This window comes from Chryseobacterium sp. StRB126, assembly GCF_000829375.1.
Classification (GTDB): Bacteria; Bacteroidota; Bacteroidia; order Flavobacteriales; family Weeksellaceae; genus Chryseobacterium.
The window spans coordinates 2546828-2572816 of record NZ_AP014624.1 but is presented as its reverse complement, the minus strand read 5'-3'; the positions used below and the strand labels follow the sequence as shown (position 1 = coordinate 2572816).

Annotated in this window: 24 protein-coding genes; 9 read left to right on the top strand and 15 right to left on the bottom strand. The window is 34.1% G+C overall.

Annotated elements, in window-relative coordinates; translation table 11 throughout:
* Positions 1 to 705 carry a DUF4294 domain-containing protein gene (locus tag CHSO_RS11615; protein WP_045496056.1) on the bottom strand — a complete coding sequence of 235 codons (705 nt, stop codon included), beginning with the start codon at positions 703 to 705 and terminating at the stop codon, positions 1 to 3.
* A gap of 51 nt (positions 706 to 756) precedes the next feature.
* On the opposite strand from CHSO_RS11615, the gene CHSO_RS11610 reads away from it, so the two are divergent.
* Positions 757 to 1830, top strand: a complete 1074-nt coding sequence (locus tag CHSO_RS11610) for a M28 family peptidase (protein ID WP_045496055.1) — start codon at positions 757 to 759, stop codon at positions 1828 to 1830.
* 106 nt (positions 1831 to 1936) lie between these two features.
* Positions 1937 to 2587, top strand: a complete 651-nt coding sequence (gene rpe, locus CHSO_RS11605) for a ribulose-phosphate 3-epimerase (protein WP_045496054.1) — start codon at positions 1937 to 1939, stop codon at positions 2585 to 2587.
* A gap of 218 nt (positions 2588 to 2805) precedes the next feature.
* Here rpe and CHSO_RS11600 read toward each other — a convergent pair whose 3' ends face one another.
* The 3 genes from CHSO_RS11600 to CHSO_RS11590 are packed head-to-tail and all read right to left on the bottom strand — an operon-like array spanning position 2806 to position 4657.
* Positions 2806 to 3297: a DUF1772 domain-containing protein gene (locus tag CHSO_RS11600; protein ID WP_045496051.1), complete on the bottom strand. Its 492-nt coding sequence runs from the start codon at positions 3295 to 3297 to the stop codon at positions 2806 to 2808.
* 34 nt (positions 3298 to 3331) lie between these two features.
* Positions 3332 to 4429 carry a DUF692 family multinuclear iron-containing protein gene (locus CHSO_RS11595; RefSeq protein WP_045496050.1) on the bottom strand — a complete coding sequence of 366 codons (1098 nt, stop codon included), beginning with the start codon at positions 4427 to 4429 and terminating at the stop codon, positions 3332 to 3334.
* A gap of 3 nt (positions 4430 to 4432) precedes the next feature.
* Positions 4433 to 4657, bottom strand: coding sequence for a hypothetical protein (locus CHSO_RS11590; RefSeq protein WP_045496049.1), 225 nt, complete (start codon positions 4655 to 4657; stop codon positions 4433 to 4435).
* A 153-nt stretch (positions 4658 to 4810) separates the two neighbouring features.
* On the opposite strand from CHSO_RS11590, the gene CHSO_RS11585 reads away from it, so the two are divergent.
* Positions 4811 to 6658, top strand: coding sequence for an alpha-L-fucosidase (locus CHSO_RS11585; protein WP_045496047.1), 1848 nt, complete (start codon positions 4811 to 4813; stop codon positions 6656 to 6658).
* An 82-nt stretch (positions 6659 to 6740) separates the two neighbouring features.
* Here the strand turns inward: CHSO_RS11585 and CHSO_RS11580 are convergent, their stop codons facing one another.
* The 8 genes from CHSO_RS11580 to CHSO_RS11545 all read right to left on the bottom strand — a co-directional run bounded on the left by CHSO_RS11580 (position 6741) and on the right by CHSO_RS11545 (position 14761).
* A complete protein-coding gene (locus CHSO_RS11580; protein WP_034707297.1) occupies positions 6741 to 7157 on the bottom strand; it encodes a nucleoside-diphosphate kinase in 417 nt (138 codons plus the stop codon).
* A gap of 626 nt (positions 7158 to 7783) precedes the next feature.
* Positions 7784 to 8710, bottom strand: coding sequence for a ribosome small subunit-dependent GTPase A (gene rsgA / locus CHSO_RS11575; protein ID WP_045496043.1), 927 nt, complete (start codon positions 8708 to 8710; stop codon positions 7784 to 7786).
* 123 nt (positions 8711 to 8833) lie between these two features.
* Positions 8834 to 9916 (bottom strand): chorismate mutase, encoded by a 1083-nt coding sequence (locus CHSO_RS11570; RefSeq protein ID WP_045496041.1) that lies wholly within the window; start codon positions 9914 to 9916, stop codon positions 8834 to 8836.
* Positions 9917 to 10311: 395 nt separating this feature from the next.
* Positions 10312 to 10893 (bottom strand): hypothetical protein, encoded by a 582-nt coding sequence (locus CHSO_RS26280; protein WP_232509190.1) that lies wholly within the window; start codon positions 10891 to 10893, stop codon positions 10312 to 10314.
* A 10-nt stretch (positions 10894 to 10903) separates the two neighbouring features.
* A complete protein-coding gene (gene dnaX / locus CHSO_RS11560) occupies positions 10904 to 12010 on the bottom strand; it encodes a DNA polymerase III subunit gamma/tau (RefSeq protein WP_045496039.1) in 1107 nt (368 codons plus the stop codon).
* Positions 12011 to 12108: 98 nt separating this feature from the next.
* Entirely contained in the window at positions 12109 to 12741 is a 633-nt protein-coding gene (locus CHSO_RS11555) for a TetR/AcrR family transcriptional regulator (protein ID WP_045496037.1), read from the bottom strand.
* A gap of 6 nt (positions 12742 to 12747) precedes the next feature.
* Entirely contained in the window at positions 12748 to 14004 is a 1257-nt protein-coding gene (locus CHSO_RS11550) for an aminotransferase class I/II-fold pyridoxal phosphate-dependent enzyme (protein ID WP_045496035.1), read from the bottom strand.
* A 403-nt stretch (positions 14005 to 14407) separates the two neighbouring features.
* Complete coding sequence (locus tag CHSO_RS11545) at positions 14408 to 14761, bottom strand: helix-turn-helix domain-containing protein (protein ID WP_045496033.1); 354 nt, start codon at positions 14759 to 14761, stop codon at positions 14408 to 14410.
* Between the two features lie 879 nt (positions 14762 to 15640).
* Between CHSO_RS11545 and CHSO_RS11540 the strand changes: the two genes are divergently transcribed.
* From CHSO_RS11540 to CHSO_RS11515, 6 genes are all read left to right on the top strand, one after another.
* A complete protein-coding gene (locus tag CHSO_RS11540; RefSeq protein ID WP_045496032.1) occupies positions 15641 to 18634 on the top strand; it encodes a sensor histidine kinase in 2994 nt (997 codons plus the stop codon).
* Between the two features lie 6 nt (positions 18635 to 18640).
* Complete coding sequence (locus CHSO_RS11535) at positions 18641 to 19252, top strand: response regulator transcription factor (RefSeq protein ID WP_045496030.1); 612 nt, start codon at positions 18641 to 18643, stop codon at positions 19250 to 19252.
* A 267-nt stretch (positions 19253 to 19519) separates the two neighbouring features.
* Positions 19520 to 20719, top strand: coding sequence for an MFS transporter (locus CHSO_RS11530; protein WP_045496028.1), 1200 nt, complete (start codon positions 19520 to 19522; stop codon positions 20717 to 20719).
* Positions 20720 to 20915: 196 nt separating this feature from the next.
* Positions 20916 to 21329: a hypothetical protein gene (locus CHSO_RS11525; RefSeq protein ID WP_045496026.1), complete on the top strand. Its 414-nt coding sequence runs from the start codon at positions 20916 to 20918 to the stop codon at positions 21327 to 21329.
* Between the two features lie 247 nt (positions 21330 to 21576).
* Positions 21577 to 21924, top strand: coding sequence for a DoxX family protein (locus CHSO_RS11520; RefSeq protein ID WP_045502355.1), 348 nt, complete (start codon positions 21577 to 21579; stop codon positions 21922 to 21924).
* A gap of 7 nt (positions 21925 to 21931) precedes the next feature.
* A complete protein-coding gene (locus tag CHSO_RS11515; RefSeq protein ID WP_052480575.1) occupies positions 21932 to 22366 on the top strand; it encodes a hypothetical protein in 435 nt (144 codons plus the stop codon).
* A gap of 117 nt (positions 22367 to 22483) precedes the next feature.
* Here the strand turns inward: CHSO_RS11515 and CHSO_RS11510 are convergent, their stop codons facing one another.
* From CHSO_RS11510 to CHSO_RS11500, 3 genes are all read right to left on the bottom strand, one after another.
* Entirely contained in the window at positions 22484 to 22891 is a 408-nt protein-coding gene (locus tag CHSO_RS11510; RefSeq protein WP_045496024.1) for a hypothetical protein, read from the bottom strand.
* Positions 22892 to 23660: 769 nt separating this feature from the next.
* The gene (locus CHSO_RS11505; protein ID WP_045496022.1) at positions 23661 to 25109 is read right to left on the bottom strand and encodes a tetratricopeptide repeat protein; all 1449 of its coding nucleotides are present in this window, start codon (positions 25107 to 25109) and stop codon (positions 23661 to 23663) included.
* A 276-nt stretch (positions 25110 to 25385) separates the two neighbouring features.
* A complete protein-coding gene (locus CHSO_RS11500; RefSeq protein WP_045496020.1) occupies positions 25386 to 25829 on the bottom strand; it encodes a hypothetical protein in 444 nt (147 codons plus the stop codon).
* Positions 25830 to 25989 lie beyond the last annotated feature (160 nt).

Here is a 25989-nt window from a genome sequence, read left to right as displayed (position 1 = left end):
TTATTTCTTTACTTTAAAATCGCTAGCTCCCGGATAAGGTTTCAAATACCCTGAATTCCAGTTAGACTGTAGTAGAGATTCCACAAATTCATCTGTCCTGTTTTTATGGGGATCATATCGTTCTTTCAAATCAATATCAGCCATCTTCCCTTTCAGATTCCACCAGAAGGCGCTAAATCCACCTCTTAGCTCTTTAATGATCTCATATACATTTTTACCGGTTGCTCTGTTCATCAGTTTTGCAAAAACCTGCCCTTCAGTAGTGGTAAGATCTCTCAATTGCTTTTCATATTGATCGGCAAGCATATTCTGCCTTTCTCTTACAAACTTTCTTTTGGCTTTATTATCCAGATCATTCATATCTAGCTGGATGTCTCTGTACTGTTGCAACGCAGTTACAAATAACGGATACACCCTGTATAACTTCTTATTTAAGAAATAATAGTAATTTTTATCCAACTGGTTATTAAACCTCGGTTTATTCACTAAAACCAATTCATCCATTACTACTACAGGCTCTCCGTTAACTTCATAGATCTTAACTTTCTGCTGTTCGTCGTAATAATACTTATTACCAAATTCATCTACCTTCAAAGATTCAGCAGGGTATTGATTCAATGGTTTGGCTACCACAGTATCTTTCTGTCCAAAAACGCTGACTCCAAAAAAGAACATAAAAAGACAGATAATCTTACTAAAATTCATTATTTTTACACTTATAAGAACAAAAATTAAACGCAAAAATCATTCCTTTTTATGAAATTTGAAAAGAAATCTTTAAAATTTTTAGAGAAATATTTAAACACTTCATCTCCAACTGGATACGAACACAAAGGACAAGAGGTTTGGATGGACTATATCAGACCCTATGTAGACAAGATTGAAGTGGATCATTACGGAACATGCTACGGCATCATCAATCCTGAAGCAGAATTTAAAGTAGTGATTGAAGCGCATGCAGATGAAATCTCGTGGTATGTAAACTATATTACGGATGATGGATTGATTTATGTAATCAGAAACGGAGGGTCAGACCAGACTATTGCTCCATCGAAAATAGTACATATTCACGGAGAAAACGGAATTATAAAAGGGGTATTCGGATGGCCGGCAATCCATACAAGATCCAATCAAAATGAGCCTACTCCAAAAATCGAAAATATCTTCATCGACTGTGGAGCTACTACCAAACAAGAAGTAGAAGACATGGGAATCTTTGTTGGATGTATGATTACTTATCCTGATGAGTTCTTCGAAATGAATGACAGATACTTTGTCTGCAGAGCTCTTGACAACAGAATCGGAGGTTTTATGATTGCTGAAGTAGCAAGACTTTTAAAGGAAAATAAAAAATCCATTCCGTTTGGTCTTTACATCACCAATTCAGTACAGGAAGAAGTTGGTTTATACGGAGCAGATATGATTGCCGATACCATCAAACCCAATATTGCCATTGTAACTGATGTAACCCATGATACCACTACTCCAATGATCGAAAAGAAAAAAGAAGGAGACCAAAAATGTGGTGCCGGGCCAGTAGTATTCTTTGCTCCAAGTGTTCACCATACCATCCGAGAATTGATTATCGACACTGCAAAAACAAAGAAAATTCCTTATCAGAGAGCAGCAGCAAGCAGAGCTACAGGAACAGATACTGATGCTTTCGCTCACTCTAACGGTGGTGTACCAAGTGCTTTAATTTCCTTACCTTTGCGCTATATGCATACAACAGTAGAAATGGTATCTAAAGAAGACGTAGCCAATGTCATTAAATTGATCTACGAAACTGTTCTGAAGATTAAACCGGAAATGAAACTGAAGTATCATTAAAGACACTAGATAACAGATATCAGACACTAGACTATAACAACAGTACTCTAAATCTGATATCTGATGTCTAATATCTGAAATCTAAGTAAAAGTATAAAAAGTAAAAATGAAAACGAAGCTTATTGCTCCATCCCTTTTATCTGCAGACTTTGGGAATCTGCAAAGAGATATTGAAATGCTGAACAGATCTCAGGCAGATTGGTTCCACATTGATGTAATGGACGGGAGATTTGTCCCTAACATTTCATTTGGTTTTCCGGTAATGAAAACCGTTCAGCAGCATGCTAAAAAATTCGTGGATGTTCACTTAATGATTGTGGAGCCTGAAAAATATGTTGATGAATTCATCAACCATGGCGCTGACCTTATTTCTGTACACTATGAAGCATGTACTCACCTTCACAGAACCATTCACCATATTCAGAGTAAAGGAGCAAAAGCAGGTGTTGTTTTGAATCCGTCTACTCCTGTTTTAATGCTTGAAGACATTATTGCAGATGTGGATCTTGTATTATTAATGAGTGTAAATCCAGGATTTGGAGGACAGAAATTCATTGAAAACACGTATAAAAAGATTGCTGAAACAAAAGACCTTATCTTAAGCAACAACTCTACTGCTCTTATTGAGATAGACGGGGGAGTAAACCTTGATAATGCTTCTAAACTTTTCGAAGCAGGAGCAGATGTTTTGGTTGCCGGAAACGCAGTATTCTCTGCGGAAAGCCCGGAAAGAACCATTGAACTTTTAAAAATCTAAAAAGATATCAGTTTAAATACACAAAAGGCAGCTCTATTCGAGCTGCCTTTTTCAATTTGAATTTGAGTCGCCTTGGTTATTAATTTTTTTTCAAAATTCTGTAATGTTTAAATTCCTTCTTACTAACAATACAAAGATCTGTATAAAATTAATTACAGTCAATCCGTAGAAATACGGAATTTTAATCTGAGTATTTCCACCTATAGTAAAAAATTTATCTATAAGTCCTTATGCCAGATACAGGCACAAACCGCTAGTGTTATACTGATTACCGAAAAAGCAGTTCTTATATTGTTCAGAAAATTCCATCTGTTTTCAAAACTATCACGCATTTGTTTAATAGCTTCAACTGTAGAGCCTGAAATATCAAATCCATCAAGCTGGTCATTCATTGGAACATTTCCAACCACTGTAACCCCGAAAACACCTATCAGATAAGCTAATGTAGCCAATAAAAGAAAAATAAAGACCGGTTGTTCTCCCCGTAAGAAGAAAGTAGATACAGGAAGAAGTATAGCCGTTCCCATAAAGCTCATAAAAAAGACAGGGTTCAGAATTTCACGGTTAATATTCTGCATAGCCTTCAGATATTCAGCATCAGACAATTTTCCAAGCCCTAGAACTACAGAACACGAATAGGCATAAAAAAGTCCGGCTATAAGCGCTGTAAGTACAGCTGTGATGATTAATAATACAGTTGTCATTTTCATATAATTGGGTTTGTGGTTACTAGAGGGATGCCATTTAGTAGGGATTCCATTTTTTAATGATATTCTGAGCGGTAAGAATCATCTCCGGATCCCAGTTTTTTGTTTTAAAATAATGGAATTCATGACTTTTGATTGATGCAGGTCCGGCATTCTCAAACAACAATTTCGTCAACAATGTTTGTTCTTCATGAAGAATCATATCTTCCAAAGGATTTTCTGAAAATCGGATTTCTTTTTTAGTCCAGAGATCTTTATTTTGAGTTCCAGCACCTGATGAATCAATTATTTTTTTGATTTGTGTAAAATCATCCAGAAAACTCTCCTTTTTTTCTACTGCATCAAGTGTATTACCGAGCCTTTCAATAATAATATATTCCAGGTTCTTACATTGAGATAACACCGAAGGCAATACAGACAGAATATCTTCAGGAACTGCATCATCGTGCGTGTCTCTCCGTATCAGTTTCTTACCATATACACTTTCCTGCCAGCTGCCACCTGACAGATGAATTTCCTTCACCTTATCCAAGGGATATAATTTGATGATCTCCTGCATTTCAACTCCGAAATTACAGGACTGACAGTAGATATTGTGAAGATCAAGAATCAGGAATCCATTGGTATCTTCTGTTAGTTTATTAAGAAATATTCCCTGTTCCATTACATCATCCAATGAGAATGAGAAGGCAAGATTTTCTATTCCGACAGGAACCTGTACAGCATCCTGTAATCTGTAAAGTCTGTCTTTTCCGATCTCTAGTGTTTTAGAGTGCAGGGAAACCGGTAATGGTACACCCTGATGAAAATTTTCGGTATTCATAAAACCGAAATGCTCCGTAATATGATTATAGTTTCTTTTACGAAATTCTTCTTTTAATTTTTTTAGCCAAATCTCCTGTCTTTCAGTCCAGCGGGCATCAAATAAAGAATAATAAACCCCATGACCAATCAAACGATTATTTTCAGAGTAAAAGTGAAGCAGCTCACTCAACCAATCCGGTTCTTCTGTATTGTAGAAGGTATCAAATGACCATTCAAGCACTTCAACCGAATTGCTTTGCAATAAAGGCAAAACCGCAGAAACAAATTCCGCTTCTGCCATCATGGATAATCCTAACAGTGGCTTTCCCATACTCTAACCCATCCCACAAGCCGGACAAGAGAAACGACTAAGCACAACAGTGTCTTTCTTAGCAACAGCTTTGGGTGTAGTTGGTTTAGGTTTTTCTGGACTTTCTGAAGCCGGAGCTACTTTTTTAACTTTCTTCACAGGCTTTTTTGTTTTGGCAGCAGGTTTTGTCGTCTGAGCAGAAACTCCTACCGCTAATAAACTAGCCATTAATAATGCTGGAATTTTCATAATACTTTTTAGAAGAATTTTACAATAAACGTTCCATTTATAAAAATACAACAATTAGAAACGTCTTAATAACAATTATTGAGTAAATACTAGAAACTATTTTATAGTATACTATTTTCTTTATTTATATTTAATGGTAAAATAAATCTATACATGAAGAACAGTCTGATTAAAGCCTTTTTCCTTGGATTGATATTATCTGCCCATAGTATCGATGCACAGGCTCAAACAGTTGACAACAGTAAAAAAATGGAGTGGTTTAAAAATGCAAAACTGGGTATTTTTATTCATTGGGGAATCTACTCTGTTAACGGAATCTCCGAATCCTGGTCATTCTTCAATAATTATATTAATCACGAAAATTATATGAAACAGCTGAATGGTTTTTCAGCTACAAAATACCAGCCGGAGCAATGGGTGAATCTCATTAAAGAATCCGGAGCAAAATACGCTGTCATTACTACAAAACATCATGACGGAGTTTCACTATGGAACTCAAAGGCAGAAAAAGCAATAAGCATTCCTCAAAACTCCCTTGCAAAAAAAGATATTTTAAGTCCTTTTGTTTCTGCACTTCAAAAATCAGGATTAAAAACAGGACTTTATTTCTCATTGCCGGATTGGAGTCATCCGTATTATGACATCAATACCCGGACGAAAAAACGTTACGAAATAAAAAATGAACCGATACGTTGGCAGAATTTTATCAGCTATTATCAAAGTCAGCTTAATGAACTCTCCTCACAATATTCCCCGGATCTTCTTTGGTTCGATGGAGACTGGGAACACACTTCTGAGGAATGGAAATCTTCTCAAACCTTAGATTTACTCAAAAAATACAATCCTAATATCATCATCAACTCAAGACTCAACAATCATGGAGATTATGATACTCCAGAACAGGGTATTCCGATAATTCCGCCACAAAATCCATATTGGGAACTTTGCTATACCATGAATGATTCCTGGGGGTATCAGCCCTATGACAAAAGTTATAAGACCCCCAATATGATTGTAAGAACTTTGGTAGATGTGATTAGCATGGGTGGAAATCTTTTACTTGATATCGGCCCAAAATCAGACGGCACCATTCCGGAAGAACAGATTGAGATTCTTAAAAACCTTGGACGTTGGACATCCAAAAACCAACATGCCATTTATGAAACAACCCGCGGAATTCCTTTTGATAATTACAAAGGGAAATCATCTTTGTCACCCTCTAAAAAATCTTTATTTCTTTACCTAGATGAAGCCAAAAACTTTACAAAGATCTATGGATTGGTAACAAAACCTCTTTCAGCAAAAATCGTTGGAGATCCATCCGCTGTTGTTACCATAGATCATAATGCTGAAAAAACACTTACTTTGAGTTTCTCTAATGTAAAATTTGATAAAGATGTTACCGTAGCAGAAATTACTTTTGAGAATCCGCCTATATTTCTTAAAGATCTTAAGAAGAAGGGACATCCTCTTACCGAAATGCTGGAAATTAAAAACACTCAGGAAGCAGTGTATGATATAGCGAATGCTCTGAATTATGGCAATAATTTAGGGACATATAATGGACTGACCAATGATGGCCTTGACATGAAAATTAAGAAAACTCCTAAAACAAATATGGAAACCCTGCAATGGATAAGCAAACATGCAGAAGCTTTATTTGAGACAGGGAAAGGATTACCAGAAGGACATTTCTCAGGAATGAGCGCTTTATCAAAAGACAAACAGACTCTTTATCTTTTTGTGGAAGGAACCCCTACCGGTCCTATTGCTCTAAAAGGAATAAAAAATAACATAGCCAGGATAAGAGTCGTAGGCGATGGCAGTATGCTTACTCATACTATTTACAATAAGCTGTACTGGAGTGACCGACCGGGAATTATTTACATTGATATCCCAAAAGAAAGACTGGACAAACAGATAACTGTCATAGCAGTTTTGTTGAATAAACCTATTGAGCTGTACAAAGAAAATATGGGAGCCATTGAAAACAATCTTTAATACATCCCGAAATAAGAATTCGCATAAAAAACAAAATCCGGAGAAAATTCTCTCCGGATTTTTTATTTTGTAAGAAATTTTCTTAGAAAATCTCTCTTCCTGAAAAATGGAACTGAGCTTCGATTAATGCATTCTCGTCAGAATCTGAACCGTGAACAGCATTTTCTCCAATGCTTCTAGCAAACATTTTTCTGATTGTACCTTCTGCTGCATCTGCAGGATTAGTAGAACCAATTAATGTTCTGAAATCTTCAACTGCATTGTCTTTTTCTAAAACTGCAGCTACGATAGGACCAGAACTCATGAACTCTACTAATTCACCATAAAATGGTCTTTCAGCGTGTACTTCATAGAATTTTTTTGCATCAGCAACTGTAAGCTGAGTTAATTTTAAAGCTTTGATTTTAAAACCTCCTTCAGCAATCTTACCCAATATTGCACCGATATGTCCGTCAGCAACTGCATCAGGCTTAATCATAGTGAATGTAATGTTAGACATAAATGTATATTTTTTTAATGGTGCAAAATTACAAAAAATATCTTTGATTTTTATTTTAATTTTTTTTTAACATAAAAATAACTTTTATTAAGAAATGATGAACCAAACTTTGGCACAGTAATTGTTAATTCTATTACGATTCTCATGTTTAATTTGAGTTTTCATGGTTATTAGTTTTTACCCAGCTTCGGCTGGGTTTTTTATTGACAATAAGTTCATGTTTTCTTTATCAATTTGATAAAATCAAAAACTATATAAAAGTATATTAATATAGTATTGCTTCTATTTCAATCAATGAAATAATTGACATTTTCTTAATATCTTCTTATTTTCATAAATTCTGATATAAAAAAGTGGAGTTATATAATAAATTCACCGTGACAAAAAGTGGAGTTATTCTAAAATTCCATTATTTTTCATCTCAAAAAATGATGGAAGTAAATTTCTGAAATTATTTTTTTCAATTTTTTTCAAAAAATTTTCCACCTGGGATCAAAATGAGATAGGAAGAATTATTTACTAACAGAAAAGTCTAACAGGTTTATTTTCTATCAAATTATATCTATAAAAAAACACCTCCATATTTATGATATGAAGGTATTTTTTATCGATAAAAATTTTTACAATTATTTTTGAGCAGCTTCTTCCGCTTCATCCATCAGCTTTATGTAAGTCGCGTAACGGGAATGCTGAATTTCTCCTGTTTCAAGAGCATCTATCACAGCACATTTTGGTTCATTGATGTGAAGACAATTGTGGAACTTACATTCTTCTCTCTTTTTGAATATTTCCGGGAAATAATGCTGTACCTCTTCCTTTTCAATATCAATCATCGCAAATTCACGAACACCGGGAGTATCAATAACATTTCCGCCAAAATGCCAGAAATACATCTGTGCAAAGGTTGTGGTATGCTTCCCTTTTAAATGGGTATCTGAAATTTCAGAAGTTTTTAAGTTCAATCCAGGTTGCAATGCATTCACCAATGTAGATTTCCCACATCCTGAATGCCCGAAAAATACGGAAGTTTTATCTTTCAGCATTTCCTGAAGCTGATCTAGATTCAGTTTTGAATACGATGAAATTTCCAAAGTATCATATCCTATTTCCTGATAAATGAACTCGACATCTTTAACAATTTCAATTTCCTCCTCATGGAGAACGTCAATCTTATTGAAAAGAATTAAGGGTGTAATATTGTAAGCTTCACAGCATGCCAGAAATCTATCCAGAAAACCTAATGAGGTTTCCGGGTGTTTCAAAGTAAAAATAAAGCATGCAAGATCAATATTGGAGGCAATAATATGGGCTTCTTTTGAAAGGTTAACAGATTTTCTGATCAGGTAATTCCTGCGTGATTCAATTTTCGTAATCCAAGCAATATCATCCTGTTCAAGCTGAAACTCTACAAAATCTCCTACAGCAAGCGGATTGGTAAGTCTTGTTTTAATCAATTTGAATTTTCCCCTGATCCTGGCTTCGAAAATTTTATTTGTTTCCAATTCCAAAACCTGGTACCAACTGCCTGTAGATTTAATGATTTTTCCTTTCATAGATAATATGGTGCAAATATAAGGAATTAGGGCTTAGGGTTTAGAATATAGGTGAAAACAAATGTTTCAATACCCTGAATTCTTTTTCCCAAAGCCCTACTCCTATTATCTTATGTCTGATATTTAGTTCTTATCAATCATGATATTGTTCTGTACCTCAATAGATTCTTCGTGAATCGCTTTGAATACCTTCTCGATAAAGTCCTGAGACATTCCTGTCTCTTTTGCTTTTTGAGTCGCGTATTCTGTTATTACTTTCCAACGTTCCGGCTGGAAGATCGCAATATCGTTTTCCTTTTTCAGTTTCCCGATTTTTTCTGAGATTTTCATCCTTTGAGAAAGAAGCTCAATTAACTGGAAATCAAGATCAGAGATCAGGGTTCTGTGTCTACCCATTTCTCCTTCGAAACCAGCAAGATTTGTACTTCTTACTTTTAAGTTTCCGATCAATTCTGCCAATACTTCAGGTGTAATCTGCTGTGAAGCATCACTCCATGCTTCATCAGGGTTAGAATGAGTTTCGATAATGGCTCCTTGGTAACCAACATTAAGCGCTTCCTGAGTAATATCTGCCAATCCTGTTCTGTTTCCACAGATGTGAGATGGGTCAATTAACATTGGAATATCAGGGAACTGGCTTTTGAAATCAAGAGCAATCTGCCAGTTAGGATTATTCCTGTATTTTGTTTTTTGGTATGTTGAAAATCCTCTGTGAATTACACCAAGGTTTTTAATATCCTGGCCTAAAAGTCTTTCTAAAGCACCAATCCATAAAGCAAGATCCGGATTTACGGGGTTTTTAACAAATACAGGCTTATCTGTTCCTCTTAAAGCCATTGCAATTTCCTGTACTGTGAATGGGTTTACTGTAGATCGTGCTCCAATCCAAAGAACATCTACATCAGCTTCTAATGCTGCAAATACGTGATGTGCATTAGCTACTTCAGTTGCTGTTTTGAAACCGTATTCTTCCTTTACTTTTTTTAGCCAATTCAAACCAATCACTCCTACTCCTTCAAACCCATTAGGTTTAGTACGAGGCTTCCAGATTCCTGCACGGAATACCGATACCTGAGCATTTGATTCTTTGATTCTTCTGGCAGTTTCAAGCATCTGAGCCTCGCTTTCAGCGCTACATGGTCCTGCAATCATTAACGGCTGTGTAAGCCCACTAATCCACTCGTTTTTTAAATCTTTTAAATTCATATTCTAAATTTTATTGTTTTTATATTTTTTGTTAAGTTCACAGCAATAGCCCTTTGATTATAAAATTTAATTTATAATTCTTTTCAAAAAATGCCGTTCAAAATTGTTTAAAGGAATCAGGAAAATGAAAGGGCTCTACTTCTCCTGTATTTTTTGGAAAGAAATTTTGTTAACAGTACCAATAAAATCGGTAATACGTTCTAAAATTTCTATAATAAGAAGCAGAAAAGCCAAAATAACCGCTAAAATAATTAGCGGGTGCAAAGAAAGACAGATATGTATTAGATAATTTTTCCATTTTGTTCTGGAAATGTCTTTGTTTTAGCGTTTCTTACTATAATTTGTTTTTGTCGAAAAGTTATTTCTCGCAGAAAACTTTGACAAATATATAAAAATTATGTCAAATCAAACTTCATTAAATCATCAAGATCTTTCAAAATCGGATTTTTTTCTATGAATTTTTCGTAAATTTTTCTTTTGGTTACTACTTCAATCTTCAGATTTTCAATGTCTCGCACGTATTCTACTTCAATAGAATAATTTTGAACTTTTCTTCTGAAATGATTAAAAAATTCTCCACTTATTTTATCAAATTCCACTTTTGCCGAGTCGGAAGGGAACAAAACTTTAATCTTACTCTCCTCTGTTTTCTCCAGCTTAAAGGTTTTCACTGCATTAAAAACAAAATTATTTTTTATCTGCAGCTGTTTAAGCATAATTTTCCATTCTGCCTGAAGGTCTGTATCTGTAAAATGGTTTTTGGGCAGATTATCGGCTCTCACCACAACATCTTCTGCTACCTCAGTTTTTTCTTCTTTATTTAGAAAAGAATTGATACTGAAACCTGAAGAAACTCCTGGTCTTGATAAGGGTTTTGAGGTTTTGCTAATGACAGCAGCCTTAACGCTTTCAGTCTGAATATTTTGTTCCGTTTTAACGGGCTCTTTTTTCTCCTGAACTTTTTCAGGGATTTTCACTTCCTGCTTCTCACTGAGAAACGGAGCCAGTATCAGGAATTTTTTTTTTTGTAACGTCTGAATTAGCAGTCAGCGAAGCCAATTGCATTAATGCAATCTCAACAGTAAGTCTTGGGTTCTTGGAATTTTTGTAATTAATATCTGCATGATTACAGATTTCAATCCCGTCAATAAGTAGCTGTGCACTCCATTTCTTGCCTTGCTCTACAAACTTAGATTTTGTTTTCTCTCCTACTTCAATCAAATCTATGGTTGAAGCGTTTTGAGCCATCATTAAATCTCTGAAATGATTACCAAGTCCGGCAACAAATATATGAGGATCAAAACCTTTTTTAACAATATCATTAAAAGCAGAAAGAACTTCAGGAATTTTGTTTTCCTTGGCAAGATCCACAATATTCAGATATTGATCGTAATCCAGAATATTTAGTACTTCAGCAGCTTTTGCCAACGTAATATTTCTCTGAGAGAATGTAGAAAGCCTGTCGAAGATAGAAAGAGCGTCTCTTAAAGCACCATCAGCTTTCTGAGCAATCAGGTACAAGGCGTCATCCTCGTACTGGATGTTTTCTTTTTGAGCTATATTTCTAAGGTGTCCCTGAATGTCATCAATAGTGATTCTTTTAAAATCATAAATCTGGCAACGGGATAGAATGGTTGGAATAATTTTATGCTTTTCCGTAGTAGCCAAAATGAAAATGGCATGAGCCGGTGGCTCTTCCAAAGTCTTAAGAAAAGCATTGAAGGCTGCAGAAGACAGCATATGAACCTCGTCTATGATATATACTTTGTATTTACCAACCTGAGGAGCAAAGCGTACCTGATCTATCAGTTCTCTGATATCATCTACAGAGTTATTGGATGCTGCATCCAACTCATAGATATTATAAGCAAAGCCATCTTCTGAAACAGAGCCATCTTTCTCGTTGATTTTTCTTGCTAAAATCCTGGCACAAGTAGTTTTACCTACACCACGAGGACCGCAGAAAAGCAACGCCTGAGCAAGTTGACTCTCTTCAATTGCATGTTCTAAAGTATCCGTAATATGGGATTGTCCTACCACTGTGTCAAACTCTTGAGGACGATACTTTCTTGCAGATACTATAAAATTTTCCATTGGTCAAAAATAAGAAATATAGTTTTAATTTGAAAATTAAAAGTTTTCAAATTATCCACAAAAACTTATTTTTGGTCCAATCAGAAAACTTTCAATTATCATTTTTTTGTATTGTAGTAATGATCTATAATCTCAACGATTACTTTTTTAACTTCATCCCTTCCTTCATCAGTTCTCATATCAATACCACAGAATTCTGTCCCGTTGTATGCAGGGAATAGGTTCAGATAGTAAACTCCTGCTGCTATTAAAGCTAACATTGCTCTAACGTTTGTAGCATTTTCTCCAAAATAAGGATCTGTTACATTTTCAAATAGATTAGCAGCTACATCTTCTCTTTGTTTGAGGATATTTTTAAGGATTGGTTTACTTTCAGAAAGTTCCCAAAGAATAATTTTCTGGAGCTCTTTGTTTTTTTTCAGATTATCAAACTGTGTAAGAATACCCTGAGTTAAAGCTTCTTTGCCTTTACCGATATGAATTTCTTCTTCAATATTCGGGCTGAATTTACTCCAATAATCCTGAGACTTGATGTATTCGTCAATAAGTTTATCAGTACTTCCAAAGTACTCATAGATAAGCTTTTTATCAAAACCTGCTACTGCAGCAATCTTACTTACTTTCAGACCGGAATAGCCTTTTACTCTCAAAATTTTACCTACTGCTGCCAGCAGTTTTTGTTTGGTTTTTTCTTTGTCCCTAATTGGGCCCTGCACTACTTTTCTAGGCATAATTTATTATTTTTTTGCAATATGCATTTTTTTATTAATATCATCAAAGACATTAAGTGTTTTGTCGAGATGTTCTTTCTGGTGTCTTGCCGTTACACTCATTCTGATACGAGCATCTTTTCTTGCCACAGCCGGATACATAATAGGATTTGTATATACTCCGTTTTCAAGCAATATCCTTCCTATATCCCACATTTTACTTTGATCTCCAATTTTCACAGGAATAATCGCCGAACAGGTAATTCCGGTATCTAAACCTAAATCATTCAGTCCTTTTTTAAAATAATTAATATTATCCCAGAGTTTCTGTTGCCAGAATGGTTCTTCATCAATCAAATCAATTGCTTTCAAAATTCCGAAGGAAGATGGTGGAGGCGTCACTGAGAAAATATGCTGACGAGACTGGAACTTAAGAAATGATGCAATTTTTTTATTTGCAATCACATATCCTCCCAGGTTACCGAAAGTCTTGCTGAATGTTCCTGTCATAAAATCTACTTTATCAAATAAGGCATCATCTTCTAGAGCTCCTCTACCGGTTTCTCCCAAAACCCCCACTCCATGTGCGTCATCTACCATCAGATAAGCATTATATTTTTTCACAAGATCACAAATTTCCTTAGCGCGTGAAGTGTCCCCTTCCTGAGAGTAAACTCCATCCACGATAACAAGCTTTGTACGGTACGTATTTTCACATACCTTCAAAATGTGTTCCAAAGCCTCCAAATTATTGTGAGGAAATGTCTTTTTATTTGTAAAAGCACATCCTTCATGCACACTGGCGTGTACTCCCATATCTAAAATCGCAATATCTTCCTTCTGCATCAGAATCTGTAAAGTAGCACTATTAGCCGTATAGCCGGAAGTAAAAAGCACTACTTCATCTTCATTCCTTCCAAAAAATTCTGCAATTTTTTTTTCTATTGCATTATGATAATCAAAATATCCTCCAATAAGAGGTGAGGCTCCTGTACCTGTACCATATTTTTCGATCCCATCAATAGCAGCCTGTTTTACTTTCGGGTGCTGCGTTAACCCTAAGTAATCGCTTGTCACAAAACTTACATACTGTTTATTCTGGTTAGCAATATCAATGTTTAATATTGCATCGGTTCCTGAAGTATTTTTCAGTCTGTAATTCATGTGACCTCTAGATTTCATCTCATCTAGAAATTCATAAAAATAATTTGCTCTTTGAGAAATATCAAAATCAGGGATATTCTCAAAATCTTTAAATGTTGCTGTTGCAAAGTCAATATTCATCCTAAGTTATTTAGTGGTGTTCTGTATAACAAATATATAACTATAAACAAGGTATCATAAGATCAATGTGATTAAAAAAATATTAAAGGCACATCAGTTTCATACCAATTTAATTATATATCAGCCGTTTTATCAATTTTTGATTTAATTAATTTTCTAGATTTAAATTTAATAAAAAAAAGAAAGCCATAAAGAAATATAAATAAAGAAATCACAAAAAGACATCCCATATAATACAACTATCTCATTTATAAAAGATTATTTTTTCAATGTTTTTTTAAAATTGAAAACATTCATTTCAGAAACCATACTGATAACTACACTTTTTATATTTAATCACAAAATAAAGAAATAAATTGTATAAAACCATACTATCTATCAGGTTTTTTGGAAGAAATTAAACTTATCCTCCTGAGGCCTTTCTGAAAACTCCGGGTGTTTCGCCTGTCATTTTTTTGAAGAATTTTGAAAAATTTGAGGGATCATACGTAAATATACGGGCAATTTCTGCGACAGAATATTCTGAATCTGTAAGCATTTGTTTAGCTTGCCTGATAATTGCATCATCATAAAAGTAACAGGGATGTTGTCCTGTTTCTTTTTTTATGGTATCGGTAAGGTGCTTGTGAGAGACAGCTAGCTTTCCAGCAATTTCATTTACCTCCATAAATTCAGACACATCTCCTGAAATCACTTGCTGGATATGATTTTCTAAAAAATTAAAATACTGATGGGTAATTTCTTCGCTTCTTTTCATCTTGTTTTTTTCTTATAATTAATTAAAATTATAAAAATAAAAATACAAATTAAAATCCGTATGGTGAACTTTTCGGGAAAGTATAAAAAAACAATAACTCTACTTTTTTTAATATTTTAAAAATTGATGAATCTCTAATGTTGCATTTGGATTTAATCAGATTCTGATTTCATGAGAAAAAAAACAAAAGATCTCCTGCAGAGACCTTTATTTTTTGAGCTAAATCGTTTGTGTTCTTAGAATCTTTATTAGAGTAAACAATCTCTATTCATCACGATGGGAACTGTTTGCAAAAGTAGGCATACTGCCATATCCGGTCAAAAAAAAACTATAGAATAAACATCATATTTTTGTAAAACTTTTACTACAAAAACCTAATAGCCAAAGACTATCCACAATAAATTACGCCAGATAGAAAAAAACATCAGTCAACAAACTTTATCTTATTGTGTTTCAATAACAACAGATAATAACTCATCCTCTTAGCCCTCGTTTCTATAATATTAAAAAATGTTCAGATTCTATAGAAAATGAATTTTAAAAAAACAAAAACAGGTTCATTATAACCGATTTCGTAAAATAAATTATCACCTGGCGTAGAAATACTACTACAAAAAAGCCGACTAATATCAGCATTAGCGTCGACAAATGCCGACAAAACTCATATTAAAACAAATCAAAACATGCTAATTTATCTGTATAATTTCATTATTTTTACACCATCAAACAAAACCATTTTAACACTTCAAAACACAGAGACAAAAAACTAATGACAAAAATTTATTTCCAATCGTTCTTATCTATTAAAAAAACTTCGACTTGTACAAAAACTATTATTAACCGTTTTTTGCTTTAGCAGGAAACACAGATCAGTTTTACATGAGAGTTTGGGCATTGTTTTTTACTTGCTTATATTTCAACATCTACGGACAACACTATACTTCTACCTGGTATAATATTGACAATGGACTTCCACAAAGCAGTGCAAAGGCCATTGTTAAGGACAAGTATGGCTTTATCTGGATCTCTACAGAAAATGGTCTTGTACGGTATGACGGAAGTTCCTTTATTACTTTCAACAATTTTAAAATAAATAATCTTCACTTTGGTGAATTTATTGGTGACCCATCTCAGGACAGCATTACAGTACTTAATGACTTCCAGGAAAGCAAGGTCATTATTAAAAACAGATTTCCCACGTTGACACAGCTTCACAGCAGTGACAAGATCACTTTTACAACGGGGAATGAATGGGTGCACCGGGTTGCAAATAATATCCTAGCCTGTAATTTTTACAATGACATCCAGTACTTTGTAAGGCTTAAAAATTCAACCTATAATTTTACCCAAAACAACCTCATCATTTATAAGGATCATAAAGGGAATGAAATAAAAATATCCATTCCTTTTTCTAATAAGGATCTTAACAACATGTTTGTATTCAATGAAGTTCTTTTTATTAATGACATCAGGAATAGAAAGACTTATTCTATTGATAACGGGAAAGTTTCCATTCATGATGAACCGAATCTTTTTAATGACCCTAATACGAGGATTTATTGGCAGCAGATTACCAATCAAACTTTTGTTATCAATCACAATGATATTTACATTGTAGTAGGCAATCCAAAGAAACCTTCTCTTAAATTTTTAGTAAAATACAACGAAATAGGAAGCCACTCCTATTGCTCTATGTTTTATGGATGGAAATTCAACAAGCTTTACCTTGGAACCCTGAATAATGGTTTAAATGTTCTGAAACTCTCCGACTTCTATGTAGCCAAGAAAAAAGAGGACTTCTCCAACAATGTTTACTATGCTTCCCTACCCTTCAGTAAGAATACAATCATTGCAGAAGACGGGACGGAATTCGGGAGAGACGGAATTGTGAAGAGGTATCCTTTTGGTGATAATAACAACTATCTTATGATGTATGATAAAGCTGGAAATATATTGATCCGGAAAAGAAGCTACATTATTAAGTTTTACAAAAATTCTGGTTATAAAAGGAAGGATTCTAGTTTTATAAAACAGGGATTTCAGGCTTTCTTACAGAGTGGAAGCCTTTATGGAACTTCATTTTCAGGTTCATCAAAAAGCCAGCTTCATATCTTTAGAGAAGATACATTCACAAAACCGGATTATACTTATGAGTTTAATAGTTTTGTCAATACTTTCTTTCAGTACAATAAAAATGAGATTCTGGTAGGTAATAGTGATGGTTTGTATTCTATAGTGTTGGGAAGCAAAACCATTACGCCCGTTCACAAAAATATTCATGTTAAAAGTATTATCAGAACAAAAGATAATCTGATTTGGGTGATGACCAACGAGAGTGGTTTCTATCTTCTCAGAGACAGAAAGCTCATTAAAATGCCGACTGACAGAAATAACAATCTTATGTCTGCTCATTATATTCTGGAGGATAGAAATGGATTTTACTGGATATCTTCTAATAACGGACTTTTCAAGGTTCCGAAAAAACAGCTGCTGCAGTATGCACAGGATGGGAATAAACCCGTTTATTATTACCGTTTCACTAAAAGAGATGGATTCCTGACTAATGAATTCAACGGTAGTTCACAGCCTAACGCTTACGCACTGGAAAATGGTGACTTTGTGTTTCCTTCGATGGATGGATTTGTATTTTTTAATCCGGACAGCGTCAAAACTTTCTATCCAGACAAAAATAAAATCTATATAGAAAGGGTAAGGATTGGAAATTCTGATCCTCAATACTTCCATCATGCTCTTGATCTTCAAAACGATTATAAAACCGCGGAAATTTTTATTGATGTACCTTATTTTTCCAATCCGGAAAATCTTTATTTAGAGGCTAAAATTTCTGGAAAGGAAAACTCTGAATGGGAACCCATCACCACCGGAAAGGAACTGAAATATACCATTAGTAACCTTGCTCCGGGGGATTATACGCTGAGTGTAAGAATGCTGGTTTCGCCGGAGGGAAAATTTGTGCAAAAGTCTATCCGTTTCAAAATTCAACCCCTTTTTTATCAGACATTATTGTTCCGCGTTACTGCTTCTATCATCATTTTGCTAGTCATCATTATGATTGTTCAGCTGATGACTAATTTTTTAAGAATAAAAAACAAAGTATTAAAGCAGATTGTTCACAATAAGAATTCGGAGTTAAAGGAGACGTCACTTAATCTTGAAGTAGTAAAAAGTGATTTGCGAAAGGAAACTGAATACCAGAAAAAATTGGTAGAGACCATCAGTCATGATATTACCACACCTATCAGATTTATCGCAATGCTTTCGCAGAAACTTCATGAATCTGATGATTTGGAACTTCAGAAAAAATATTTTGACAGTATTTATAAGTCTTCTGAACAACTTTATCAGTTTACTCTGAATTTAAAAGAATATACCGAACTTTACAAGGCTGAGAATATTTTTGAAGAAGAAGAATATCCGGTTAACAGGATTTTGGAAATCAAGAAAAGACTTTTCTGTGAAATTGCAAAAGAGAGAGGAACAACCATCATCAATATAGTGGGAAACAATGTATATTCTCATGTTAATGAAAGTATACTAACTGCTATTATCCATAATATCCTTGATAACGCGGTGAAAAACACTTTTGATGGAGAAATACACCTTAATGCAGTCGAAATTAATCAAAAAGTCACCATAACCATCTCTGATACGGGAACAGGAATGCCGGATGAACAGATTAACATGTACATGAATTTATTCAGAAATCCTAAACTGGAGACCCCAAGTTTTAAAGGAAAAGGCCTTGGCCTGCACATGGTTATTCATTTGGTGAAAAAAATAAATGCTGAAATCAGTTTCAGGCATAACCAACCACAGGGAACAATTGTGGAATTAATGCTCAAAAAAAACTAATTTACTATGAATGAAAGAATCTTAATTGCTGATGATCACTATGTAGTCAGAGCAGGCACCGCATTGGTCCTGGAAACCGGCTTTCCAGAACTGAAAATAGATTTTGCAGAAAACTACGGGCAGGTGAAGAATATGCTGGAATCCCATGATTACAGCCTTATTATTTTAGATATTGATATGCCCGGAACTCAATATAAAAAGATGATCTCTGAGCTTAAAGCTATACAGAGTGATATTAAAATCCTTGTGTTTTCAGGATATGACAAAGATGTAGCAATACAATATATCCGGGAAGGTGCTGAGGGCTATCTGAACAAGCAAAGCAGTGAGGAAGAAATTAAAAATGCAGTACGAACCGTTATTGAGAAAGGATACTTCTACCCTGCAGAGCTTATTGGGCTTATCATTCAAAATAAAAAAAGTAATCCTTCTGAAAAGCTGTCATCCAGGGAATATGAAATCTTTAAGCTATTAGCAGACGGAAACGGAAACCTTGAAATTGCCAACAGGCTCAACATTCAAATGTCAACGGTAAGTACCTACAAAAAAAGGATATTTCAGAAGCTTGATGTAGCCAATATTGCAGAGCTAATTAAGGTATATGAAATGATGCACTGATGTTGATAAGATGTCAGGAAATATGAAGCTGGAAGAAGGAAGTTATCAAGTCTTTAAGAACAAGAGAAAATATCATTGTATGAACTGAAGAGAGCTCATGATTAAATTTTCATGGATTTCAAATAATTCTCTCTTTCCAGCTGCCCTGCTCTATCATCAGCTTCTATCGCAGTAATTGAAATAATGATTTTTACATTAAAAAAATAATCAGGAAATTTACAGAATCATATTTTCTGTGAAACCGCTGCATTGTAACGGCAAAAAATCATGAATCCATTGGAAAAAGCAGATCAGGGAAGCCAACGTTTCCGATATATAAAACTTTGTATTTTTTTTTCCGGGCTGTCGGTATTCGCACAGCTTTATCTTTTTCAGCCAATGCTACCAATGGCCGCGGAACATTTTAATGTATCTGTTGGAGACACTTCTCTATTGGTTTCATCATCTACTATCGGAATGGCATTGGGGTTATTGTTCTTCGCTTTTAAAGCAGACAGTTATTCAAGGAAAGGATTGATGACTTTTTCATTGATTTCTTCTGCCTTATTAACCATTATTTCAACATGGATCCCAAGCCTTAGTATTTTGATTGCTATCGGTATTTTTAAAGGATTTGTGGTTTCCGGGGTTTCTGCGGTTGCTCTTGCCTATCTTACAGAAGAAGTAAGTGCTGCGGTTATAGGTACTGCCATCAGTATGTACCTTAGTGGAAATACCATTGGTGGAATGAGTGGAAGAATTCTGGCTACAATTCTGGCCGGAGAATTTGGCTGGCGTAATGCAGTTCTGGTAATCGGAATAGAAAGTCTTATTCTGGGGGCTATATTCTGGAAGCTTTTTCCTGAATCCAAATTTTTCAATCCACAGAAAACAGATTATCACCTTAAGGTAAAACAAATGAAGTTTTTCCTAACTCATCCCTATATGTTTCGGTTGTATCTTATAGCAGCCCTTGTGATGGGAGTTTTTGTGAGTGTTTACAATTATCTTACCTTCAGACTCGAGGCTCAGCCATTTTCATTAAGTCATTTTATCATCGCTTTTATATTCCTGATGTATATCTTCGGAGTTTTCGGGACTATGGCTGTTGGGAGACTTTCCAAAAGAATTACGGCAAATACTATTCTGAAAGGTTCTATCCTCAGTATGCTTATCGGCACTTTATTATTACTGTCTGAGAACATTTATATCCTCATTTTTGGCCTTGGATTATTTACTTTTTCGTTTTTTGCAGCCCACACCATGGCCAGTCAGATGACTGCATTGTATGCCAAACGAGGCAAATCTTCAGCAACATCTATTTACTGGCTCTTCTATTACTTTGGATCGAGTGTTCTGGGAAGTGGCACCGGATATCTTCTCCACTCCTATTCCTGGAACGTTTTCATTGCTTTTCTGGTTATTTCTGTAGTAACAGCACTTCTTCTTGCAACAGCCAATACTTCTCCCAACGGCAAAAAAAATTGATACCCTCCGCACACCTCATTCAATTTTGTAGGGAAAACAAAATGAAATCGCTATACTCTTTTATTTTAACATATTTTTAATTTCTTCTATTAAAATTTAACCTAATCTTCACAAAAACACCGTCTTACAGCATAATGCAAGGCATAATATTTGATGCATATAAAGGACCATATCATCCACTAAAATTCAAAATATTATGAACGTAGCAGATCTTAAAATCAAAAACTTAGTCGAGTACAAAAATCAGATTTATACGATCACTGAGATTTTTCAGAATGTAGAACAGGCTTATTTTGTTAAAATTGAAAATGACATTCACGGTATTTCGGTTCCGGCAGATTCTATCAGGCCTATTAAAATAACAGAAGAATGGCTTGAGAAATTAGGGTTTTCAAAAACGTACAGTTCAGACCAAAGTATCAGATATGAAAGGCCTGAAACATTTATAAAATATGACATCGACCTGAGTTCCAGAAAAATAATGGAAGGGTTGAAAATTTATGGTAATGCCATCAAATGTAGATATATCCACGAGTTTCAGAACATTTTCTCGTGCTTATTTGGGAAAGAACCGACATTGCATTTTGGCTACCTGAAGACAGAATCATAATTAAATAGTTCTTAATTATCAAAAACCACAGTTTAGCAATATAAACTGTGGTTTTCTTTTTATGAAGATAAGCAACTCATAACGAGCAATAAGTAATTTAGAATTAGGGAAAGTAAGATCATTATTGAAGAAAGCTTGCCCTTCGATATATTTTAAAAATCCGAAAATTTCACCATACATAAATCATTCATTTCGTGCATATTTGTATTCATCTAATACTTCAATTAATATAAAAAAAACACCTGACATGATTGTAAAAATTATTAATTTCATTCTTATCCTTACTGCTGTTTTTATGGGTTTTAAACAGGGAATTGCCATGTTTTCGGGAAAACCTGAAATGACTGCTCTATTTGGAAAATGGGGCTTTGATAAAACCGGACTTATGATTAACGGAGCGGTTACCATTCTTGCTTCCATCCTGATACTATTTCCCAAAACATTTGTCTGGGGAAACTTTTTGATGGCTGCAGGTATTTTGCTGATTATTTGTTTTCATCTTATGGATAAAGATTTTAAAGGAGTGTTGATAGAGCTCCCTTTCCTTTTTCTTAATCTGCTGATTATTTATCTGCAACATCCTCTTAAAAATTAACTTTGATATGAAATATTCCAATTTTGCAATAGTATTAGTTACAGGACTTTCATGTACAGCCTGTGGCCAGCAAACAGTCAAAGAAAAAGAAACCTCAACAATAACATCAAAAAAACAACAGACAATGGATTTATCAAAAATAACAGATCCTCAGGTAAAACAGGCTATAGAAGCTCTTCAGACAGGAGATCAAAGCTGGTACACCTTCTTCACTGAAAATCCGACCATGACAGATGATGGTAATAAAGTGGATTTTAAATCATTTTTTGCCAATGCCCTCGGCAAAGAGATGTTCCTCAGTATAGACCGTGTTGAAAATGACAGTAAGGAGATTCATGGAAATTTTAAAGCGGGACAATGGGGAACGTTTCCTGTGTTCTTCAGATTTCATAAGAATACTGAAGGAAAGTTTGACCGATTGGATATTGGGCAGGATAAATAAAAGAGACTGTTTGACTAGTGACTAGTCTTAAATATAAAAGGCGGCCTCGCTTTGAGGCCGCCTTTAAGCACGTATCTAAAAATCAATTGTGCTTTAATACTAATGAAGATTGCTTTTTTAGCTTTTAAAAACTACTTTGTTAGCGAGTTTTAAAGTATAAGCATTTTTGTTTTTTGTCAGTAAATACTGTCCTTTTTTATAAGCCACTGCTTTTTTAGAAGCAATTTTATCAAGCACTAAGCTTCCATCGGATGAAGGCAGGAATAATTCTGCTTTTTTTCCATCTTCGCTAAGAATTACTGCAGCATTAGAAGTATAAGATTTTTTATTATCCACTTCTTTCAGTTGTATCTTTTCTTCAAAAAGTCTTACACAGTCATTCTTTATCACAGAGAATGTATATCCTGCGGATCCTTTACAACCGTGTTTGTCAGAATCAGCACCTTTGGGAGTAAGTTGTGCCGAAACTCCTGAAGCGAACATTACAACTGCCATTGCGGTAATAAATTGTTTTACATTTTTCATATATGTTTAATTTAATTGAATGAATTTACTTATTTTTTCTCACATTTATTTTAGTTGTGAATTAAATCTTCTTTATAATAATTTACCCACATTTTTTCATCTCAATTTCCCCATAATAAAGAGGGGCTCATCTTTGTGTTTTTAGAATCTTTACTATTTTTTTAGGTTTTAATTTTTTGCCCCTCTTTTGGTTTTGCAAATTTTAAAAACTTATTAAAAATAATCACAATTTCATCATACTACATTCATACCACATTTGCTCTTAATACCATAAATAAAGGCTTTTATCGATAAATATCTATAAAAAACAATACCTTAAAACAGACCCACAAAAATGAAGAAATTTAAAAAGTTTTATTTTTGACATCAGTTTAAAGTTATAAAAATGGAAGGCTGAAGCTGGAAGTTATTGTGGTCTTATGATCACCGAATGTAATCAGAAAACAGCTTTTAAAAAGGGAAACATGGATATAACAGAAGTTAAGATAATACCCACGGGAAAAAGAGATTACTGGACTTATTTCTGAGTAATCTCTTTAACACTAAGATTTTTAAAACCCTATTCAATCACTATAAAAGAAAATATAGGGTAATTTGTAATTACTAAGTAATAAAAAACAGGAAAAAAGCACAAATATTGGCAAATATTCAACTACCACATATATACGACATTACTTACAGCCACCTGTGGTTTAGCAATTTTAAAATTACATCAATGGCTATTGTCTTTTCGTTTTCAGGAAAAATGCTTCTTGTTTCGGCTTTGGTTTTATAAAGAATCAAAGAAAATAAACAGTTCCTGTTCAGTAGGGACATTAAGTTTTTTTCGCAATCTGTGTTTTTTCTGCTGTACAGATTTGTGTTGAATAAAGGTATATTCGGCAATTTCTTTTGAAGTGAAATTAAGTTTTATCATGGCACAAAATGCCAGTTCTGAAGCTCCAAGTCTTGGATTGATCTCCAGAAGCCTCGGACAAAACTCAGGATAGATTTCCTGAAATCTTGTCAAAAATGTAGAATCATTTCCTTTTGCCAGTCCTACCAATTCATCAAAAGAGTCATTAATTCTACTTTTCAGAGAAAGGGCTTCACTTTTGAATTCGTTTTTCTTTTGTCTTAATGCTCTGTTATGTCTATAAAGTAAGATAAAAATAACCAGTGATAAAATAACAATAAAGCCGATATAAAAGTAAATTTTCTTCCGAGCTCCATTAGATTCTTCGTCTTTATCACTCAACATATGGTCTATAGAAATATTGATCGCTTCATTCTGAATATTTTCCAGCGCTGTTTTTTCTTCTGTATATTTTTTCATGGCCTCTTCTTCCTTCTTAGGCTCATTCAGCATCTTATACGTTTTGGCTATAGATTCATAGACTCCGGGTATATTATATAATCTGTTGGTCTTACTGTAGTAATCCAATGCCTGATTATAATATTCCAATGCCGTTTTATAATCCTCCTGCTCAAAATAGTAGTCTCCATAAGTAAGATCCACAAATGCACTCTGAACATTCACCTTACCTGTATTGAAAATTTTTTCTGAAGCTTTCTGAAGATAGATCAGGGCGGAATCTTTTCTTTTGGTGTAATTCAGATGATGTTTGGCCAAAAGTGTATTCAACAGAACTCCCTGCCCGTCAATCCTTTTTCCTTTCTGTAAATAAATGTACGCTGAATCTGCCTTATTCACTTTATACAGAAAATCAGCCCTGTTAGCATAAAGTCTGTACAGGTAAAATTTTCTTTTTTCCTGATCTGGAATATTTTTAAGATAATATAACCCTTTTGTATTCAGATCCAAGGCACTTTTATAAAGCCCTATTACTCCATTCAGCTGAGCACGTTCCTGATAAAGCCTTGCTTTTAAAACAGGACTATTAACCTCCTTAAGTTCTTTTTCAGCAAGGAAAAGATAAGATAGTCCTCTTTTATAATTTCCGATGGTTGATGAAATATTGGAAATATTGATATAGCAAAGGATAATCCCTTCCTTGTAGTTTTTTTCTTCTGCCAGATTCAGATAATCTTTATTAAGGCGGACAAGACTTTCGTAATCACCCTGAATACGAAGCGATTCTGTTTTCTTCAACAGAATATCGTCAAACTTTTGATGCGAAAATGCTCCCTGGCTATAAGCTGATCCGGCAAAGCAAAGCAAGAATAAAAGGAGAAGATTATATGAATAAAATATTCTGTTTAATTGAGGAGGGAACATGTTTTTAATTAATTAAAGATAATAATTGTGAAATTTTAAATCATTTATACATTCAGCATAAATATTTGATTGCTAATAAATTCTGTTCATTCTAGGTTTTGCTATTGCATTACAAATAGTATTCCAAATTTATTGAAGAGTTTCACTTTGATGTGAAAAAAAAATTACAAATAGTCTTTTAAAACAGAGAGAAAATATCTTAGCTATTCAGCCTAAAAAAGAAGCTGTCCACCATCAACATAACTCACTGATATTCTTTAAAATATAATATTTCTTTTATCCTTTTAATTCTACAAACCATTCTTCATATACATCCTGCGCTGTTTTTGTCTTATGCCCAGTAAAAGTTTTATCATAGCAGAAATCACTATTAAATTTATCGGTTTTAGGATGATATGATAGCTTCAACATGACCGGAACTTCTCGCCCTTCATTTTCAAATAGCTCTTCTATACTTTTTAAAACCTGATTGCCTTTACTGAGCATCCCAAAAGCTTTTTCATGGCTGATATCATACTGCATATCAGACACTTCATTCACTTTATGAGATTTCACCAAATATCCATTGATTTCATAAAATACTTTATAAAAATAACCGGATTCTATTAATCCAATAATATAAACGGCATCTACTTCTTCTGAATTATTATTGACAAATTCAAAACCTGTTTCAACCAGTTCTGCAAGATATTTTTGAAATTCGTTATCAAAATGGCTCATATTTCGATGATTTTCAATTACATCAGTTAAGATAGCAAAATTTCAGCATTCAATCTTCAGTCTCAGTACTTATTATTCTTGACAATTGCTATAATATTTATGTAAATTTGGACATTATCTTCCTGCCAGTACACAAAGCAGACGATTTCACCACTTCATT

Bases quoted from the DNA above. Each gene is read 5' to 3' on its own strand.
- CHSO_RS11520 (WP_045502355.1), top strand. From the start codon at position 21,577: ATGATTGTAAAAATTATTAATTTCATTCTTATCCTTACTGCTGTTTTT.
- CHSO_RS11500 (WP_045496020.1), bottom strand. From the start codon at position 25,829: ATGAGCCATTTTGATAACGAATTTCAAAAATATCTTGCAGAACTGGTT.
- CHSO_RS11590 (WP_045496049.1), bottom strand. From the start codon at position 4,657: ATGAAAATTCCAGCATTATTAATGGCTAGTTTATTAGCGGTAGGAGTT.
- dnaX (WP_045496039.1), bottom strand. From the start codon at position 12,010: ATGGAAAATTTTATAGTATCTGCAAGAAAGTATCGTCCTCAAGAGTTT.
- CHSO_RS11570 (WP_045496041.1), bottom strand. From the start codon at position 9,916: ATGAATTTAAAAGATTTAAAAAACGAGTGGATTAGTGGGCTTACACAG.
- rpe (WP_045496054.1), top strand. From the start codon at position 1,937: ATGAAAACGAAGCTTATTGCTCCATCCCTTTTATCTGCAGACTTTGGG.
- CHSO_RS11585 (WP_045496047.1), top strand. From the start codon at position 4,811: ATGAAGAACAGTCTGATTAAAGCCTTTTTCCTTGGATTGATATTATCT.
- CHSO_RS11535 (WP_045496030.1), top strand. From the start codon at position 18,641: ATGAATGAAAGAATCTTAATTGCTGATGATCACTATGTAGTCAGAGCA.
- CHSO_RS11505 (WP_045496022.1), bottom strand. From the start codon at position 25,109: ATGTTCCCTCCTCAATTAAACAGAATATTTTATTCATATAATCTTCTC.
- CHSO_RS11610 (WP_045496055.1), top strand. From the start codon at position 757: ATGAAATTTGAAAAGAAATCTTTAAAATTTTTAGAGAAATATTTAAAC.
- CHSO_RS11515 (WP_052480575.1), top strand. From the start codon at position 21,932: ATGAAATATTCCAATTTTGCAATAGTATTAGTTACAGGACTTTCATGT.
- rsgA (WP_045496043.1), bottom strand. From the start codon at position 8,710: ATGAAAGGAAAAATCATTAAATCTACAGGCAGTTGGTACCAGGTTTTG.
- CHSO_RS11550 (WP_045496035.1), bottom strand. From the start codon at position 14,004: ATGAATATTGACTTTGCAACAGCAACATTTAAAGATTTTGAGAATATC.
- CHSO_RS11545 (WP_045496033.1), bottom strand. From the start codon at position 14,761: ATGAAAAGAAGCGAAGAAATTACCCATCAGTATTTTAATTTTTTAGAA.
- CHSO_RS11525 (WP_045496026.1), top strand. From the start codon at position 20,916: ATGAACGTAGCAGATCTTAAAATCAAAAACTTAGTCGAGTACAAAAAT.
- CHSO_RS11540 (WP_045496032.1), top strand. From the start codon at position 15,641: ATGAGAGTTTGGGCATTGTTTTTTACTTGCTTATATTTCAACATCTAC.
- CHSO_RS11615 (WP_045496056.1), bottom strand. From the start codon at position 705: ATGAATTTTAGTAAGATTATCTGTCTTTTTATGTTCTTTTTTGGAGTC.
- CHSO_RS11580 (WP_034707297.1), bottom strand. From the start codon at position 7,157: ATGTCTAACATTACATTCACTATGATTAAGCCTGATGCAGTTGCTGAC.
- CHSO_RS11600 (WP_045496051.1), bottom strand. From the start codon at position 3,297: ATGAAAATGACAACTGTATTATTAATCATCACAGCTGTACTTACAGCG.
- CHSO_RS11595 (WP_045496050.1), bottom strand. From the start codon at position 4,429: ATGGGAAAGCCACTGTTAGGATTATCCATGATGGCAGAAGCGGAATTT.
- CHSO_RS11510 (WP_045496024.1), bottom strand. From the start codon at position 22,891: ATGAAAAATGTAAAACAATTTATTACCGCAATGGCAGTTGTAATGTTC.
- CHSO_RS11555 (WP_045496037.1), bottom strand. From the start codon at position 12,741: ATGCCTAGAAAAGTAGTGCAGGGCCCAATTAGGGACAAAGAAAAAACC.
- CHSO_RS11530 (WP_045496028.1), top strand. From the start codon at position 19,520: ATGAATCCATTGGAAAAAGCAGATCAGGGAAGCCAACGTTTCCGATAT.